A 17,850-nucleotide genomic window follows, 5' to 3' on the forward strand; every position below is an offset into this window, starting at 1 on the left:
TCACTCGTCGTCCGGGGCGGGCGGGGTGGTCGAGAACAGGTCGCCGTCGAAGTACAGCGTGAGGGGAACGCCGCCGGAGGGACCGGACTCCCGGACGTCGCCGTTGGGGAGGACCACGCGGATCCGCCGTCCGGTCTCCCGGGCCACCAGGGCGGCCAGGGTGAAGACGTAGGCGGGGGAGTCGGGGCGGGCCAGCACCAGGGCAAGGCGCGCGGCCTCGTCCAGACCGGCGTCCGCGACGGTCAGCGAACCCTGGAGGACCGACTGGGCGTTCAGCGCTTCGGTGAGGGCGCCGATGCTCCGCAACTGCTCGGTGGTCACCGTCGCGCCGGGGCCCGGGAGGGCCGCGTCCCCGGGGACGCCGCGGGCGTCCACGTCGGAGCGGACCCGGTCGAGCAGCGCGCCGTGCGGGTCGCGGGCGCGGGTCCACGCCGGGGCGGGGCCGGACGCGGTGAGCGCCTGGGCCAGGGACCGGACGAACGAGTCGGGGCGCTCACCGCGGGGGACGACGGGGCCCGCCTCGTCGTCGTCCTCGTCGTCCTCGTCGTCCTCGTCCGAGTCGTCGGAATCCTCGTCGGCGTCCGGTTCCTCCTCGGCGTCCGAGTGGTCGCCCTCGTCGCCCTCGTCGGCGGCGTCTTCCGACTCCGACTCCGAGTCCGAGTCCTCGGAGTCGGCGCCCCAGGGGCCGCCTGTGCCGACGGCGGCACCCGCGGCACTCGTGCCCGCAGCGGCACCGGTGCCGTCGCCGTCCTCGCCGTCCTCTGTGGCCGGTGACACCTCCATCGTGCCGTCCACCGCCTCGGTGATCCGCGCGGGTGCCGGGCGGGGGGCACGGCGGGGCTGTGCGGCCGGGGCGGAGGCGAGGGAGGCGGTCGGGAGCGGGACGGTGCCGTCGCCGGCCGCCGCCCGGGCCGTCTCCAGCAGCGCGACCCGGTCCGTCAGGGTGCGCTGCGCGGTCCGCTGCGCGTTCGCCTGGAGGGTCTGCTCGGTGAGGCTCTGCTCGATCTCGTGCCCGAGCGCGTCCACCGCCCGCTGTGCCGCGTCCCGCGCGGCGACGGCCGCGTCGTGACGCCCGGTCGCCCCGGTGAGCGCCGTCCGGGCCGCCCGGTCGTCCGCGAGCGCGGCCGCGGCGTCGCGCCGGGCGCGCTCCAACGCCTCGGCCGCGTCGCGGGCCGCGCCACGGGCCAGTCCGAGCCGGCCGGTGATCTCGTCGACGGCGTGCCGTGCGGTGTCGAGGGCACGGTCGGCGTTCTCGGCCGCCGCCCGGGCCGCGGTCAGCGCGGTGCGGGCGTTGTCGCGGCGCGTGGTGCGCCGGGCGACCGAGCCGCCCGACGAGGAACTGCTCGTACTGCGCCGGGTGGCGCCGCCCCGCGACGAGGAGGAACCGGCGGTGGTGGCCTCCCGCAGGGCGCGGTCCGCCGACTCCAGCGCGGTCTCCGCCGCCGCCACCGCCTCGTGCGCCGCCCGCGCGGTGTCGGCCGCCGTACTCGCCCGCGCGCTGCTGTCGCTCAGATCGGCCGTCAACTCCGTGACACGGCGCTGCCGTTGGCCGTCGGTGTGGGCGGCGGCAGTGACCGCCGCGTCGGCTGCGGTACGCGCGTCGCGGGCGGCGTCGGCGGCATGCCGGGCGGCGGCCAGCTCCGTCGCCGCGTGCGCCACCGGCGGAAGGGCGTCGTCCCGGGTGCGGGTGAGGCCGGGCATACGGGCCTGCAGGCCGGCCTCCCGTACCCGCGCGGCCTCCTCCGCCTGCCCGGCCGCCTCCAGCGCGCGTATCTGTGCCCGTACGCCCGCCCAGGCGTCGGTGTCCCCCGCGGGAGCCGGAACCGGAGCCGGGCCGGCCGCCGACGGTGTCGCTGCCGGTGCGGGTGCCGGCACCGGTTCCCCGTCCGCCCCGAACCGCCGGAAACGCAGCCCGTCCCCGTCGCGCAGCGCCAGTTCGACCGTGCGGCCGAGGCGCGCGGCCAGGCCCGAGGCGGCGTACAGGGCGCGTGCCGTCTGCTGCGGGGTGCCGTCGACGGCCAGCCAGAGCTGGACGGTGGGGTCCTCCCGGCCCGCGCCCGCCCGGACACCGTCGGCGAGCAGCCCCGGCAGGTCGCGCAGCGGCACCGTCCGCCAGTCCCGGAGCACCCCGTCGGCGCGCGCGTCGTCCGGGCCGCCGGCCGCGCGGACCTGCGCGTCGGCGGCGTCGCGCAGCAGCGAGGCGCCGTCGTACACGCCGGGATCGGTGCGCGCGGCGGTGACGCCGAAACCGAGCACGTCGCGCTCCCGCGTCCGCGTCCGCACCGTGCCGGTCACGTACCGGTCGCCGTCCCGGCCGTGCACGGTGATCAGCGCGTCGACGAGGATCTCGTGGCTGCGGCTGCCGCGCGTGCCCTCGGCGGCGGCGGTGTTGCCCTGCTTGAGCCAGTCGCGCCGGGTCCCGCCGACGGCGGCGCCCGAGCCGGGGGCCTGCGCCTGGCGGGCCAGTACCGGCAGCGTGAAGCCGAGCACCTGGCGGTTGTCGTCGGAGGCGGCGAAACCGCCCTGCACCGCCAGACCGCCGGTGGTGCCCGCGTACGAGGAGGAGCCCGTGCTCACCGTGGGCAGCCGCAGCCGGTCCAGCGTCACGTCGCCCGCGTCGGTGACCGGACGCGGCCGGAACAGCTCCACGGTGAGGCGGGGCGGGGTGCCCGGCGCGCCCTGGAGCGGATACGTGCCGGGCATGCGCGTGGTCAGGCCGGCCGTCACACGCGGACGGTCGAGGGAGAGCGTGCCCGCCTGGAGCAGTTCGCCGACCCGCACCGCCGTCGCGTCCGCCGAGTCGGAGGCGGCCAGCGACTGCCATGAATGCCGCAGCTCCGGGGCGACCTGGGTGAGCGCGGTCGCGAGCTGGGTGCCGCCGTCGAAGGCGAACACCGGCGCGGGACCGGCGGGAACGATCCGCTGCCCGCCCACCGCCGGCCGCGTCCGGTGCAGACCCGCCGCCAACGGGGTCTCCGGCGGCGCCGGTTCACCCGTCTCACTGCCGGTGAAGCGCAGCGCGGCGGCGGTGTGGACGGTGGTCTGCTGGGCCTCCCGGCCGCGGAAGACGTGCGCGATGCGGTCGGCGAGCGTGGTGTCCGCCTCGGTCAGGCTCAGGATGCCGTGCTGGAACATGCTGCCGGGCAGGTCCAGGATCCCCGTCATGGGGCTGACCCTGACCTCGGCGACGATCCGGTACGGCACGCCCTCGAAGTCCGCCGCGCTGTCGGTCCGCTGCCAGAAGCGGTTCTCGGCGGACCGGGTGACCCGCGCGGCGTTGCCGCGCACCGTCTCCGCGGTGAGCAGGGCACCGGCCCGGTCGGTGCGCTCGCCGCCGGAGGGCCGGGGGAACCGCGACTGGAGCTGCACGAATCCCGCGTGGCGCACACTGCGGGCGGTGGCGTCGGTCACGGACGACGGGGCGTGGGCCTGGAACTGCTCGATGCCCGCGCCGGTCGCCGAGGGGTGCCCGCGCAGCGCCCGCAGCGCGTGGTCGTCGGCGTCCGGCTCGGCCCGCAGGACCACCTCGACGAGCTGGGCCCCGCCGTAGCCGGCGTGCCGGAACCGGAAGAGCTGGCCGCGCCCCGGCCCCCGCCCGGCGAGCGTGCGCAGCCCCGCCGTGGAGGTGAGGTCGGCGATCCGGGCCGCCACACCCGGCAGGTACGAGGCGTGCCCGGGACGGGTGCTGCCCGGAGCCACCCTGTCCACCAGGTCGAGCAGCCTGCGCCGCATCACGTCGGGACGCCGCACCGTGCGCGTGGCGTCGGTGAACTCGGCCATCTCCTGCACGCTGCCGAACCCCACCTCCCGGGCGGCGACGAAGCGGCGCGGCAGCGGCACCGAACCCACCACCGGCGGGGGCACGGTCAGCCCCTCCACCGACGCGAAGAACGGGGCGTCGCGCCGGATCTGCGCCGGGGTCGCGAGGAACCGCACCCCGTCCGGCAGGTCCACCGCCACCGTCACCGCACGGCCCTCGCCCTGCCCGAGCGCGTTGCCCACCGCGTTGCGACGGCCCCGCCGGAACGTCACGAGCAGGGTCGCGTCGGCCGTGATCCGGTGCTGGTCGCCGGACTCGGTGGCGGTGCGGTACACCGCCGTCGACGAGGCGAGCGCCCGGGACCTCTCGCGCCGCGCGGTGCGCGTGTACCGCGCCCCCGGGTTGAGAACCCGCTGCTGCGGCGCGGGCTGCGGCGTACCGTCGCCCGGTTCCTGCTCCTGGCTGTCGGAGCGGGCGGCGAGCACGCCGTCGAAGTCGTTGCCCGCCGCCTGGTCGGCCGCCGGGGTGCGCGAGGACGAGGTGTTGTGGACCGCCTGGAAGCCGCCCGCGAACTGCGCGCTGTCCACCACGCCCCGCTGCTGCGCGGCGCCGTCGGCGGCACTGAGCCCGGTCTCGTAGTACTGCGGGAACGGGTCGCCGTCGGCGCGCGGGCGGCGCAGCACACCCCGGATCTCCATGGTGATCACCTCGTCCGCGGCGAGCCCCGGCAGCGAGATCCCCTCCACCACGTAGGCGCCCTTGAAAACCTGGTGGGCGCGGGCCGGCAGGACGACGGGGCTGCGTGCCGCGGACAGCATCTCCGCCGCCACGGTCGTCGGATCGGTGGCCCGGGCACCCGCCAGCGACTCGCCCACGGCCCGTCCCGCCCGCGCCACCAGGTCCGGCGTGTACTCCGACGCGGCGTCCCGCAGGTCGTCCAGCAGACCGCGCGCCGGGTGACCCGGATAGGTGTTGCCGAGGATCTGGCGGAAGGCGTCGTCCAGCGCGGCCGACGCCCCGAACACCTCGACCATCGCGTCGTCGGGCAGCAGCACCGTGCCCGGCAGCGGGGTGCCCGCGGCGTCGGTCAGCTCGCGCCGCGCCTCGTCGGCCGCCGTGGCCGCGCGCACGGTGTGCGCGGCGGGCGGGACCGCGACGGGCGCGGTGCCCGGTCGCGTACGGTGCGTCGGCACCGACAGCCACACATCGCCCGACACCCGGTCCGGCGGCGGCCCGGCCGGAGCGGCCGGCGCGGCGCCGGGCGGGGTGTACGGCGCGGGCACCGTGTGGTGCGCGAACCGCACCGCCGGATCCTGCCCCGGCCCCTCGTACAGGTCCAGCGCCAGCTCGGCCGGCACCCGGAACACCTCGCTGCGCTGGCCCGCCCCGCTCCCGATGAACAACTGGTCGTGTCCGACGGTCAGCTGGACGCTGTTGTCCTGCCGCACCTGGTGGCCGCCCACCGCGTCACCGCTGCCACCCAGCGTCCACGCGCCGTCGCGCACCGGCACCCCCAGGGTGCCGCCCATGCCGTACGACCCGCCCATCGTGTGACCCTTGTGATCGTTGGCCCCGAGCGACAACGACGCCACACCCATGCCCTGCACGCCGGGCAGCACCCGCTTGTGCTTGCTGCGGCCCGCGCCCCGCACCGCGCTCAGCACCAGCCGCACCCGACGCGTCCCCGTCGCCGTCGGCAACTCCAGGAACAGCGGATGCCCGCCGTCCACCATCGCGTCCACGGAGGCCCGCAGCCCCACCCCGGAGCGCGCCTGCTCGAACCGGCGCAGATTGTTCAACTGCGCCTGCACCACGGCCTCGTCGGGCAGCACCCGAGTGCGCGAGTGGGCCTCGGGCGGCAGGAAGCCCTCCCGGCGCAGCCACGACTCGGCATGGGCGAAGAGCGGTTCGGCGCCCTCCACCCGCAGCGGGGTGGCGGTCGTACCGATCGACCTCAGATGCTCCAACTCGGCCGGAAGCCGCCGCTTCTCCGCCTCCGTGGGCTTGTGCCCCCGGGCGTCCGCGGCGGCCAGCAGCCGCAGATGCATGCCCCGGGGCCAGTGACCGGGCGCGAACTCCTTCCGCCCGCCGCCCGGCAGATGCAGCACCAGTGTGTGCCGGATCTCCGCCGGAGCCAGCAGATGGCTCTTGTTGCTGCGCACCGCGTGCATCAGCGCCGCGCTCGCGCTCTGCCCGAGCGTCTGGTGCGCGCTCGCCTGGAGCGCCGCCCTGCCCAGCACATTGCCGCCGACCTGGCGCCCCGCGTCCGGATGCCCCTGCGAGTGGTCGGAGGTGAGCGCCGGACCGACACTCCCGGACAGCGTCACCCCGCTGGTGAACGCCGACTGCGAGTCGAGCTTCACCACCTGCGTCAGATGGCTCTCCAGGTTGATCTTCCCGTCCACGCTCCGCCGCAGCGGCTCGCCCACGACCGCCTCGGTCTTCAGCTGGAACATGCCGACCGCGCGCCCCGACGAGTCCAGCAGCACCGGCGAGAAGACCCCGCGGTCCCGCTGCATCGACAGGGTGCCCCCCAGCAGGGGCTCCGACAGGAACGTCTCGAACTGCGCCGCCGAGTCCTCGTCGAGCGACCCCAGCTCCGCCCCGAAGTGGCTCAGCGACTCCGCGAGCAGCCGGTGCGGCTCCGCGACCGTGTCCACACCCCACACCGGCGTCTCGTCCAGACCGGCCGCCTCCGGGAGATCCCCCTCCTCGTCGAACGCCAGGTGCTGCGGGAACCAGAACGTGGCCGGGCCGTGCTGCCGCGCCGGACCCCATGTCACCGGCGGCGCCAGCCGCGGCGCGTCGACCCGCACCTCCCACAGGGCGTCGAAGTCGTACGCCTCCGAGGGCTCGTTGCTGCGCTGCGCCGACGTCGCCTGCACGACCGTCGTCACCGACGCCGTCGACGAGAGCTGGTTCAGCGTCATCGCCAGCGACAGCGCGGCATCCACCCCGCGCACCGGAATCGCCCTGGTCACCGGGAACAGCGCGGTCCACGGCAGCAGCAGGGTGCGGAACGTGCCCGACGCCTCCGAGGACACCGACTCCTGGGTGCCGATGCCGCGCCGCTCCACGCGTACGTCCTGCTCACCGCCCTCGGCCTGCCCGTAGCGGGCCGCCGCCACCGGGTTCGCCAGCCGCAGCCGTACATCGACGGTCCGGTCCACGCCGTTCACCTCGACGGTGATCCGGTGGCCGAGGCTGCCGCGCAGATACGGCAGGGCCAGCACCAACTGTTCGCCGCCCGCCACCGTGCGCAGCTGCTCCCGTACCGGGTGGTCGTGGGCCACGCCCGTGAGCCCGAGCGCCCCCAGGACCTGCTCGTGCAGCCCGTCCACCACGGCCGGCGGCAGCGGTTCGAGGTACACGAGGCCCACGTTGCCGTCGAGCTGCGAGCCGTACGCGACGACGTACGTGGACGACGGTGGGGTGGTGGGTGCGTGGGAGGTGGGCCAGGTGGGGGGTTGGGTGGCGGGGTGGGGGGTGGTGTCGGGGTTGGTGGTGGGGGTGTTGGTGTTTTGTCCGGTGTGGTCGTGGAGGGGGGTGTTGGTGGCTTGGGTGACTTTTTCGATGGTGTCGAGGTAGCGGTGGGGGATGTCGAAGGGGGTGTTGTTGTCGGTGGTGGCCATGAGGCCGGTGGTGTGGACGGCGGTGGAGTGGGGGTGGTTGCGGAAGAGGTAGTCGTTGTCGCGTTGTTCGTCGGGCAGGCCGAGGTAGTGGAGGAGTTCGTGGAGGAGGTCGGCGTCGCTGTGGTGGAGGTCGAGGTGGCGTTGGTTGGCGCGGGTGGGGTGGGGGGTGTTGGTGAGGTCGATGGTTTCGGGGTGGGTGGGGTCGTTGTGGAGGTTGACGGTGAGGTGGAACTGGTCGCCTGAGGTGGGTAGTGCGAGGCCGTTGTTGAGGTGGGTGTCGGCGAGGTGGGTGAGGCGTTCGGCCAGGGTGGTGCGTTGTTGGTCGGTGAGTCCGGTGGTGGGGAGGTTGAGGGTGTAGTTGCGGATCCATTGGCCGTCGGGTGCCTGGATGCGGCGGATGTCGGCGCGGATGAGGGTGGTGGCGCCGGAGAGTTTGCCGGGTTCGGGGATGTTTGTTGTGGGGTCGGTGTGGGGGTCGAAGCGTTCGGTGTGGAGGGTGGCGTGGGGTGCGTGGGGGCGTAGGTGGTGCCAGGTGTTTTTGGGTGCGGGGTTGGGGTGGCGGGGTGCGGGGCGTTCGTCGCGGGTGGTGGGTGCGGGGCGGTGGCGTCCGTCGGGCTGGGTGCTGGGGGCGTCGCCCGCGTGCCGCGGCGCACTCGACGTCGGGCCGGTGCCCGTCGTCGTCGTGCCCGTCGTGTTCGTGGGACCGGTGCTCGTCGCCGTCGTGCCCGTGGCCGTCGTGCCGGCCGTGCTCGCGCTGTAGTGGTTCAGGCCGGTGTAGTGCACCTCCATGGCGGGCGCGCCGGTGGTCGGCCCGTACCGCAGGACGATGCCCCGCGGTCCGCCGGCCGGGGTGGTGCCGGGCACCGGCTGGAAGACGTCGATGGGCGCGCCGAGGGTGTCGGCGAGCAGCGGCAGGAACGCGTCGCCCACCGGGCCGCCCCACGCGGTGTCCCAGTCCCGCACCGCGTCGGTGAGCGCACGTACCTCGGGCGCGGTCAGGGGCGCGTTGCTCTGGTGGTAGGCCGAGATGAGCAGGTCCCGACGCTGGTCCGTCGTCAGGTCGGCGAGCGTCGGCAGCGCGTTCTCCGCGCGCAGGTAGGCGAACATCTGGCGGTTGCTCGGCGGGCTGCCGGCCGGGGCGGGCGCGGCGCCCGGCGCGGACACGGCCACCGTGTAGAGGGTCTCCAGGTCGTCCGGGTCCAGGTCCTCGGCGTGCGTCACCCCGGTCACCCCGAACTGCGCCAGCCGGGCGTCGACCCAGGCGGCGGGACGGGTCCGCGCCTGCGCGGCGAACGGGCCGAGGAGGGCGTCCCGCAGCTGGCCGAGCACCTGGGGCGGCAGCGGACGGCTGCCGTCGGCCGCCGCCGCGACCCGGGCGAGCACCAGGGCCTGCAACTGCCGCCTGGCCGCACGCAGATGACCGGTGCCCTGCGAGGCGTCGCCCGGGTGGTGCGCCAGCGCGGCCAGGGTCTGCCGCACCTGGGCGGGGCGGCTCAGCCAGGCGGCGGTGCCCGGGTCGAGGGACAGACCGGCCTCCCCCAGCCGGGTGCCGACCAGACCGGGTGCGCTGCCGATGACGGTGTACAGCAGGCAGTAGCCGTCGCCGGGCGTCTCGACGCGGGTGCCCCGCGGCGCGACATAGGGGGACGGGGCCGCGGGCGGCGCCGCGGCCGGAGCCTTGCCCTTGGCCGTGGTCTTCGGCGCGCCCTTGCCCGTGCCGGTGTCCGTGCCCTTGCCCGTCGTGGTCCCGGGCGCGCTCTTGGAGGTGCCGGTGTCCTTCTTGGCCGTGCTCCCGGTGTCCGCCCCGGTGCCCTTCCCGGGCGGGGGCGGCGGCACCGTGGTCTTCCCGGCCGTCGTCTTCGTGACGGGGCCCGCGGCCGGGGTGTGACTCTGGCCGCCGGCTGGCAGCGGGGCCGCGCGGCCGTCGGGGTCGGGCCAACGCGGCGCGGTCGTCGCGAACGTGGAGCGCAGCGACTGCTCCGGTGAGGGGGCGTCCTCCCGTACGGCCGAGGACAGGTCCGGCAGCGCGTCGACGGCCGAGGTCTGCTCGGCGGCGGCCCGCATCTGCGTGAGGACGGTCGTGGCGAGCTGGCCGTTGCGGCGGGTGACCTTGTTGCCGGCTCGCGCCGTACGGCGCTGGGCACGGTTCTCGCGCAGCCGGGCGATCCGCGAGTTCTCGCCCCGGCGGACCACGGCGGCCGCGTCGTCACGTGCCTCGTCCACGGCCTCCTGGTGTTGTTCCTTCGCCTGGCGGACGCGGTCGGGGCCGATGGCGACGATGTGCTGAGCCTGCTTCAGCTTCTCGCGGTTGTCGGTCAGCCGCCCGGTGGCCGCCTCGACGGCACCCGCGGCGGTGGTGATCACCGGCATCATCGCGCGCACCCGGGGGTCGTCGGCCACGTCGGCGGCGGGCCGGCGGTCACGCGGCTCCGGCGTGCTCCCGGCGGGCGCGGCCGGCGCGGCGGGCGGCGGGACCGTGGCCCGGGTGCCCTGGGCCGCCGCGGCGGCGCGCTCGGCGCGCACCGTGTTTTCCACCGCGGTCAGCCGGTCCAGTGCCGCACGCAGGTCGCGGCGCCCGTCGGCCAGCTTCTTCTCGTCCGCGGCGATCATCGGCGGCAGCGTCGCGGCCGTCTCCCGGGCGTCCGCCAGCCCCTGCTCCAGCCGGTCGACCAGCTCTCCGGCCTTGCGCGCCGCCTCGGCCGAGGCGAGGGCCTCGGTCCGTGCCGCCCGCTCCGCGGCGACCGCCGTCCGCACCGCGGCCCGCGCCCGGTCCAGCCTGTCCCCGGCGTCGCCGTGGGTGCGCTTGGCGTGCTGGAGCGAGGCGGTGAGCCGGTGCAGCCGGCCGGGGACGTCGGCGAGGGTGTCGCTGGCGGCGTGCAGGAGTTCCGCCTGGGCGTGGAAGGGCGCCCAGGCGCGGGTCAGGTCGGGGTCCGCGGTGACGAGCGAGCCCGCCGGCGTGAACTCCCAGCGGCGGATGCCCTGCGGGTCGCGGGTCATCAGCTCCACGGGGCGGTTGCCGAGGACGGCCGCGCGCGAGGCCCCGTAGAGCGCCTGGCCGAGGCGGGTGCCGTCCGGATCGGCGCCGAGGGCCACCCACAGCTGCACGCCGTCGGTGCCGGGGGTGAGCGCGGCGTCGAGGCGCTCGGACAGCTCGTGCGGCGCGACGGTCGCCCAGTCGGGGACGAGCGCGGGCAGGTCACGCACGTGGTCCGGGGACTCGTCGGGGTCGATGAGGCCGTGGCCGAGCAGATCGCGCTCCTCGACCCGGAGGGTGACCGTGCCGGTGACGTGCCGGACGCCCTGGGGCCCCTCCACCAGCAGGTGGACGTCGGCGTCGACGGCGTAACTGCGGGTGCCCCGCGCCCCGTCGGCCGGCGCGGAGGTGCTGCCGTGCTTGAGCCAGTCGCGGCGGCTGCCGGTGGAGGTGGAGCCGAAGGCGGTGGGCTGCGTCGAGCGCTGGGCGAGGGGGACGGTCGCACCGGTGAGCTGGTGTCCGTCGTTGTCGGCGCTGAGGAGTTCGGTGAACGCGACGGCGAAGGAGTGGTCGGCGCCCGCCGCCGTGCTCACGGTGTCGGTGGTGTTGTGGAGCTGGTCGAGCGTCACGTCGTCGCCGTGCGTGGCGCGGCGCGGGTTGTAGAGGGTGACCGTGATCGAGGGGGACTGGGCGGGCGCTCCCTCGAAGGGGCGGGTGCCGGGCATGCGGCGGGTGAGGTCCGCGGCCAGCCGGGGCCGGTCGAGGGAGATCCGCCCGGCCTGGACGAGCTGCCCGAGACGGGCCGCCCGGCCCTCCAGCGACACGGACGTGAGCTGGGAGTGCCAGCGGCGGTCGGTGAGCGGCGCCACCTCGTTCAGCGCGGTCTCCAGGTGCGCCCACCCGTCGAAGCCGAACGCCGGCGTCGGCCCCGTCGGGCTGAACATCGCCTCGTCGGAGAGGTAGGGCGTGGCCGCCGGGCCGGGCAGCACGGTGTTGCGCGGGTCGACGGTCGACAGGACGGACGGCGCGGTCACCGACGGCGGCCGCGTGGGCGCGTGGGTCTCGGTGCCGGTGAACCGCAGGGACAGCCGGACCGGGACGCCGCGGGTGCGGGGGGTCCCGCGCGACAGCATCGCGTCCAGCCACCGCCGCAGGTCGCCGCCGGCCTCCGACCAGGCGATGCCGCCATTTTCGAGGAGACCACCGACGAGGTTGGGCGGCCAGTCGGCGACCAGCGCGGAACGCACGGAGAGGACGTAGTCGTACTCGAGGCCGTCGAAGTCCGCCCCGTTGTCGGTGCGCAGCCAGAACCGGTTGTCGACGGTGGTCGCCCGCCGGACCGACCTGCTGGTCGCCGCCTGCGGAGTGAACACCGGCGCCGCCCGGTCCACCTTGGACTCCTCCGGCTTCTGGTTCGGCCGGGGATAACGGGTGGTCAGATTGACGGCGGCCTGCTTCTGCCGCACCCACGCCTTGGTCGTCGTACGGCCCGCGGCCGTGTGCGACTGCCACTGCTCCAGCCCCGAGCCCGGCCGTGACGAGCCCCGCACGTCGGACAGCTTCTGCGTGCGCCGGGGCACCGCCGTCATCGTGACCTCGACCAGGCGCTCACCGCCGTGGCCGTGGTGCCGGAAGTGGAAGCGGGTGGTGGCCCGTCGCGGGGTGCCGTCCGGGCCGCGTCCCGGCAGCGCGCGCAGTCCGGCCGCGGAGGTGAGCTGCGCGATCCGGGTCCGCACACCGGCCTGGAAACCGGTGTGACCCGGGGTGAACACGCCCGGGGCCTCGGACTCCACCAGGGCGGTCAGCTCGCGGTAGACCTGGCCGCGCCGCTCCCGGGGGGCGACCGGCCCCAGCGGGACGGCGGTGTGCGGTCCCGGCGCGGCGGACGTCGGCGCGGGCGCGGCGGACGCGGTGGTGGACGGTGTCTCGTACTCGATCACCGAGGTGACCCCGCCGAGCCCCAGCTCGCGGTGACGTGTGTACGACGACGGCAGCGCGGCGGTCGGGGACGGCGCGGACTCCGGGGCGAGCCCCGTCACGGAACCCATCCACCGCGCGTCCCGCAGGTGCTGCCCCCGCGTCATCAGGAACTGCAGACCGTGGCGCACGTCCGTGGCGATCGTGACGGCCTCGGACGTACCCAGGTCGCCGGGACCGCCCAGCGCGTTGCGGGTGCCGGCGCGGAGGGTGACCAGGTAGGTGACGTGGGTCCCGATCCGGTGGAGGTCGCCGGACTCGGTGGGAACACGGTTGACCGCGGTGCTGGAGGACAGGCTGTCCGAGGTGTCGGTGCGCGCCACGTAACCGAACCGCGCGGAGGGGTTGAACAACCCCTTGAAGTCCTTGCTGCCGCCCCGCGTGGTGACCCCGATCGAGCCGTCGATCTCGGGGTTGACCTGCCCGTACGGATCCGCCGGGCGCTTGGGCAGCGCGGGCGGGTTCTGCGAGATGAGCCCTGTCGCGCCGAACTGGTGCGATTTGCCGAGGGACTTCTGCTGCTGGGCGCTGTCGGTCGCCGCGACGCCCGTCTCCATGTACTGCTTGGTGGTGTCCAGCAGGCGGGGAGTGTGGGCGATGGCCTGGATCTCCAGGGTGTACTGGCCGTCCGCGAGCGTGCCCGGCAGGGTCATGCCCTCGACGACGTAGGAGTTCTTGAACAGCGTGTGGCCGTGCGCGATCAGGCTGCCCGGGGTGAGCGCGGCCTCACGGGTCTCGGCGGCGCGCGTCGTACCGTCCGTCAGCGCCCGCCCGGCGAAGGGCGAGATCCCGCGGTCCGACCGCTCCCGGCCGTCGGTGCCGGTGGTCGCAGCCGTGCCGGTGGTCGCAGCCGTGCCGGTGGCCGCCGCGGTTCCGGTGGTGGCCGCGGTTCCGGTGGTGGTCACCGGGAGGATCGGACCGGTCCCCGTGTCCGTGGCCGTTCCCGACGTGCCCGCGTCGGCGGCCGCCCGGATCCGGTCGCGCAGCTCGGCGGCGGCCCGCCGGAACGCCGCGTCGATGGCGGCACCGCCGCGCACGGTGTCGAACAGCGCGTCGTCCGGCACCCGCACCAGCTCCGGGAGCGGATTGCCGGCGGCGTCGGTCCCCTCCAGCCGGGCCAGGTCCGTCGCGTTGGGCCGGCGCGGCGCCCCGTCCCTCGGCGTGGGGTCCGGCGCCGGCGCCGGCGCGGGCGTGGACGAGGCCGGGCTCGTACGGCCGTGCGGCACGGCGAGCCACATCGAACCCGCGACGGTCGGCGCCACCGGCGCGGCCGGGGTGCCCGGGGCGCCGGCCGGTGCGGGGGCCGCCTCCCGGTTCGCCTCCTGCCCGAACCGCACGGTGGGCTCGTCCCCGTCGTCCGCGAACAGGTCGAGGGCGAGCTGTACGGGGACCTCGAACTTGTGACTGTCCTGCCCGGTGCCGATGTAGAACTGGTCGTGCCCGGTGGCGCCGCCCACGGTGTCCCCGTGGGTGACCTGGTGACCGTACTGGTAGTCGGCGCCGAAGCCGATCCCGCCCCAGTCGCCCAGCGGCCCGCTCACACTGCCCATCGGTCCGAGCGCGCCGCCGTAGGACTCGCCGAGCTGCTCGCTGTCGCCGCCCGACGCCTGCGCCAGCCCCATGACCTGGATGCCCGGCAGGACACGGCGGTGGACGCTGGCGCGCGAGGTGTCCCGCACCGCGCTGAGCCGCAGCTTCACCCGGCGGACGCCGGTGTCGGTGTCGTCGGGCACCTCGAAGAAGACGGGGTGCCCGCCGTCCACCATGGAGTCGGACGCCGCGCGCAGTCCGACGCGGGTACGGGCCTCACGCAGCCTGCGCAGGTTGTTGAGCTGGGCGTGCAGCCGTATCTGGTGCTCCGGCTCGTGGTTGCGCACCGCCGCCTTCAGCTTCGCGCCGAGCCCGGTGGCGGGGGCCGGCGGCAGGAAACCCTCCTGGCGCAGCCAGTCCTCCGCGCGGCGGTAGAGGTCGTCCGTGCCGGTGACGTCGAGCGGGGCCGCGCCCAGTCCGATGCCGTCCAGGTTCTCCAACGAGTCGGGCAGCCGCCGCACCTCGTCGGGGGCGGGGACCCGGCCGGCCGCGTCGGCGGCACTGAGCACCCGCAGGTCCATGCCGTGGGTGCGGCGCAGCACCGGGGCGGCCGTCTCGGTGCCGTCGGCCCGGATGAGGGTGATGTGGTGGTCGACGGCGGCGGGGGCGAGCAGGTGACTGCGGTTGGTGCGGATCGCGTGCATGGTGCCGGAGGACTGGCCGGCGCCGAAGGTGTTGGTGACGGTCGCCTGCGCCTGCCCGCGTCCGCCCAGGCTGCCTCCCACGGTCTCGGAGGCGTCGGGGTGGCCCGGCTCGTGGTCGCCGGTCAGGGCCGCGGCCGCGTTGCCGCTGAACCCGATGCCGCTCGTGTACTTCGAGGACAGGTCCACCTTCGAGTGGTTGACGACGTGGCTCTCGAGGTTGATGCCCCCCGCGATGCTCTGCCGCTGCGCCGGACCCACCACGGGCACGCTGGTGAAGCGCACCATGCCCACCACGGTGCCGTCCCCGTCGACGAGGACGGGCGAGTGGAGACCGCCCTCGAGCTGCATGGGCAGCGTGCCGCGCAGGACCTGCTCGGAGAGGAAGTCGGAGAGCTGACCGGCGGCGGTGTCGTCGAGATCGGCCCGGAAGGACTGGTGCGCGTGCTCGAAGAGGGCCCGCGGGTCGATGACCGAGTCCACGCCGTAGAGCGGCAGGTCACGCGGGTCCGCGGGCGCGGGCAGGCTGCCGGCGGCGGGGTCCGCGGTGGTGAGGTGGCGCGGGAACCAGATGGTGAGGGGACCGTGGGTGCGCGGGGCGCTCCAGCCGTCGGAGGCCGCGGTCGTCGCGGCCGTGCCGCCGGTGGTCGTCCCGGCTGCGGGGGCGCCGACGGCGGGGGCGTCGCGGCGCACCCGCCAGTGCGTGGTGAACTCCACCGGGTCCGAGGGCTCGTTGGAGCGCTGGGCGGACGTGGTCTGCACGGCGTGCGTGACCGTGACGGAGTCGCTCGCCTGGTTGTGCGTGAGCGTGGCCGTCGCCGAACCGTCCACCGCCCGCACCGGCGTCGGGGCACCGAGCGGCCAGGACCCGGTCCAGGGCACCTGGAAGGTGCGGTACGTCCCGGACGGCTGCCCGGAGAAGGTCTCGCGCGTGCCGAACCCGCGCCGCTCCACGTGCTTGTCGGGATCGCGGGTGTCGAACCTGCCCTGCCGCAGCGAGGGGCGCGGCTCGGAGAGCGTGAGCTGGACGTCCACGGTGTGGTCGCGTCCGTCGACGCGGATGACGACCCGGTGGCCGCCGGCGCTGCGCACGTAGGCCAGGTTTCGCGCGAGGTCGGCACCACCGAGCCGGTCCTCGACCTGTTCCCGCACGTCCGTGGGCGGGTTGTCCGCGTCGACCCCCAGTTCCGCGTAGACCTGCCGGTGCAGTCCGTCCAGTACCTCGCCGGAGAAGGGCTGGATCTGCACGAGGCCGACGGTGCCGTCGGGCAGCGCGCCGTAGTCGCGCACATAACTCGACGCGGGCGCCTCGGGGTCGGGCGGTGGGGTGGTGGGTGCGTGGGAGGTGGGCCAGGTGGGGGGTTGGGTGGCGGGGTGGGGGGTGGTGTCGGGGTTGGTGGTGGGGGTGTTGGTGTTGTGTGCGGTGTGGTCGTGGAGGGGGGTTTGGGTGGCTTGGGTGACTTTTTCGATGGTGTCGAGGTAGCGGTGGGGGATGTCGAAGGGGGTGGTGGTGTCGGTGGTGGCCATGAGGCCGGTGGTGTGGACGGCGGTGGAGTGGGGGTGGTTGCGGAAGAGGAAGTCGTTGTCGCGTTGTTCGTCGGGCAGGCCGAGGTAGTGGAGGAGTTCGTGGAGGAGGTCGGCGTCGCTGTGGTGGAGGTCGAGGTGGCGTTGGTTGGCGCGGGTGGGGTGGGGGGTGTTGGTGAGGTTGATGGTTTCGGGGTGGGTGGGGTCGTTGTGGAGGTTGACGGTGAGGTGGAACTGGTCGCCTGAGGTGGGTAGTGCGAGGCCGTTGTTGAGGTGGGTGTCGGCGAGGTGGGTGAGGCGTTCGGCCAGGGTGGTGCGTTGTTGGTCGGTGAGTCCGGTGGTGGGGAGGTTGAGGGTGTAGTTGCGGATCCATTGGCCGTCGGGTGCCTGGATGCGGCGGATGTCGGCGCGGATGAGGGTGGTGGCGCCGGAGAGTTTGCCTGGTTCGGGTGGGTTGGCGGTGGGGTCGGTGTGGGGGTCGAAGCGTTCGGTGTGGAGGGTGGCGTGGGGTGCGTGGGGGCGTAGGTGGTGCCAGGTGTGTGTGGGTGCGGGGTTGGGGTGGCGGGGTGCGGGGCGTTCGTCGCGGGTGGTGGGTGCGGGGCGGTGGCGTCCGTCGGGCTGCGTGCTGGGGGTGTCGCCCGCGTGCCGCGGCGCACTCGACGTCGGAGCGGCAGGCGCCACCGGCCGCCTGGTGAGCGGGGTTGCCGTGCTGGCGCTGAAGTGGTTCAGACCCGTGTAGTAGACCTCCACCGCGCGGTCGGACGTGGGTGAGCCGATGCGGACGACGACGGCGGGACGACCCTCGGGGCCGTCCGGCACGAGCAGATCCACCGTCAGGTCCAGGGTGTCCGCCAGCAGCGGCAGGAACATCTCGCCCATACCGCTGTCCCACGCCGTGGACCAGTTCCGTACCGCCACCAGCGCCTGGGCGTACTCCTCGGCGGTGAACGGCATGACGCTGTCGGCGTAGCCGTGGCCGAGCACCAGGCGGAGGCCAGCGTGGGACAGGTCCTCCAGCGCGGGTAGCCGGCCGGTGTCCCGCAGGTGGTCGAACGCCTCCCGGACGCCCGGGTCCGCGGGGACGGGCAGGCCGTCCTCCCGCAGTGCGGCCCGGTAGCGCGGGAGCACGTCGTGGAGCTGGTCGGGCGACGTCACCCGGTCGATGCCGTACTGCCGCAGCAGGTCGAGGAGCTCCTGCCGGTCCATCGTGCTCGTCCGCCCGTCGAACCACGGGATCAGGCTGCGCCGGGCCTGGCCCACCACGCTGTACGGCAGCGGCCGCCCGCCCCGGCGCGCTTCGAGGAGTCGGGCCTCGGCCAGCGCGCGCAGGCTCTCGGCGGCGATCGCCAGATGGCGCCGGTTCGGGGTCACCGGGGACCCGGTCGTGGCCCGCGCCTCCTCGACGAGCGCGGCGCGCACGTCGTCCGGCCGGCCCAGCCAGGCATGGGTGGTCGGCGCCTGGCTCCTGAGCCCCGGCAGCAGGTCGCGGGCCCGGGCGGGGGCGGTGCCGAGGAAGGTGTAGAGCAGGCACAGGCCGTTGCCAGGGGTCTCCACCGGGTGGCCGTGCGAGTCCCGCACGGGGAAGGGAGCGGGAGCGGGAGCGGGGGGCTCGGGCGTGAGGGGCGTCGGCGCGGTGACGGGGTCGCCGCCGCGGGCCTCCCGACCCTTGCCCTTGTCCCGGTCGGCGCCCTTGTCCCCCTGCTCCTTGTCCTCCTGCCCGTTGTCCTGGTCCTGCCCCTTGTCCGGGCCTTG

Annotated in this window: 1 protein-coding gene (only partly in view); it reads right to left on the reverse strand. The window is 75.3% G+C overall.

The genetic code is table 11. The features are described 5' to 3' along the window. A protein-coding gene (locus QFZ64_RS31890) for a lonely Cys domain-containing protein (protein WP_307070940.1) crosses the window boundary here: on the reverse strand, positions 1-17,850 show its 3' end. The gene runs 19,608 nt beyond the window's last position; 17,850 of the gene's 37,458 nt are visible here — the last part of the coding sequence; the start codon falls outside the window, past its right edge; the stop codon is at positions 1-3.

The sequence above is a fragment of the Streptomyces sp. B3I8 genome (assembly GCF_030816915.1).
Classification (GTDB): Bacteria; Actinomycetota; Actinomycetes; order Streptomycetales; family Streptomycetaceae; genus Streptomyces.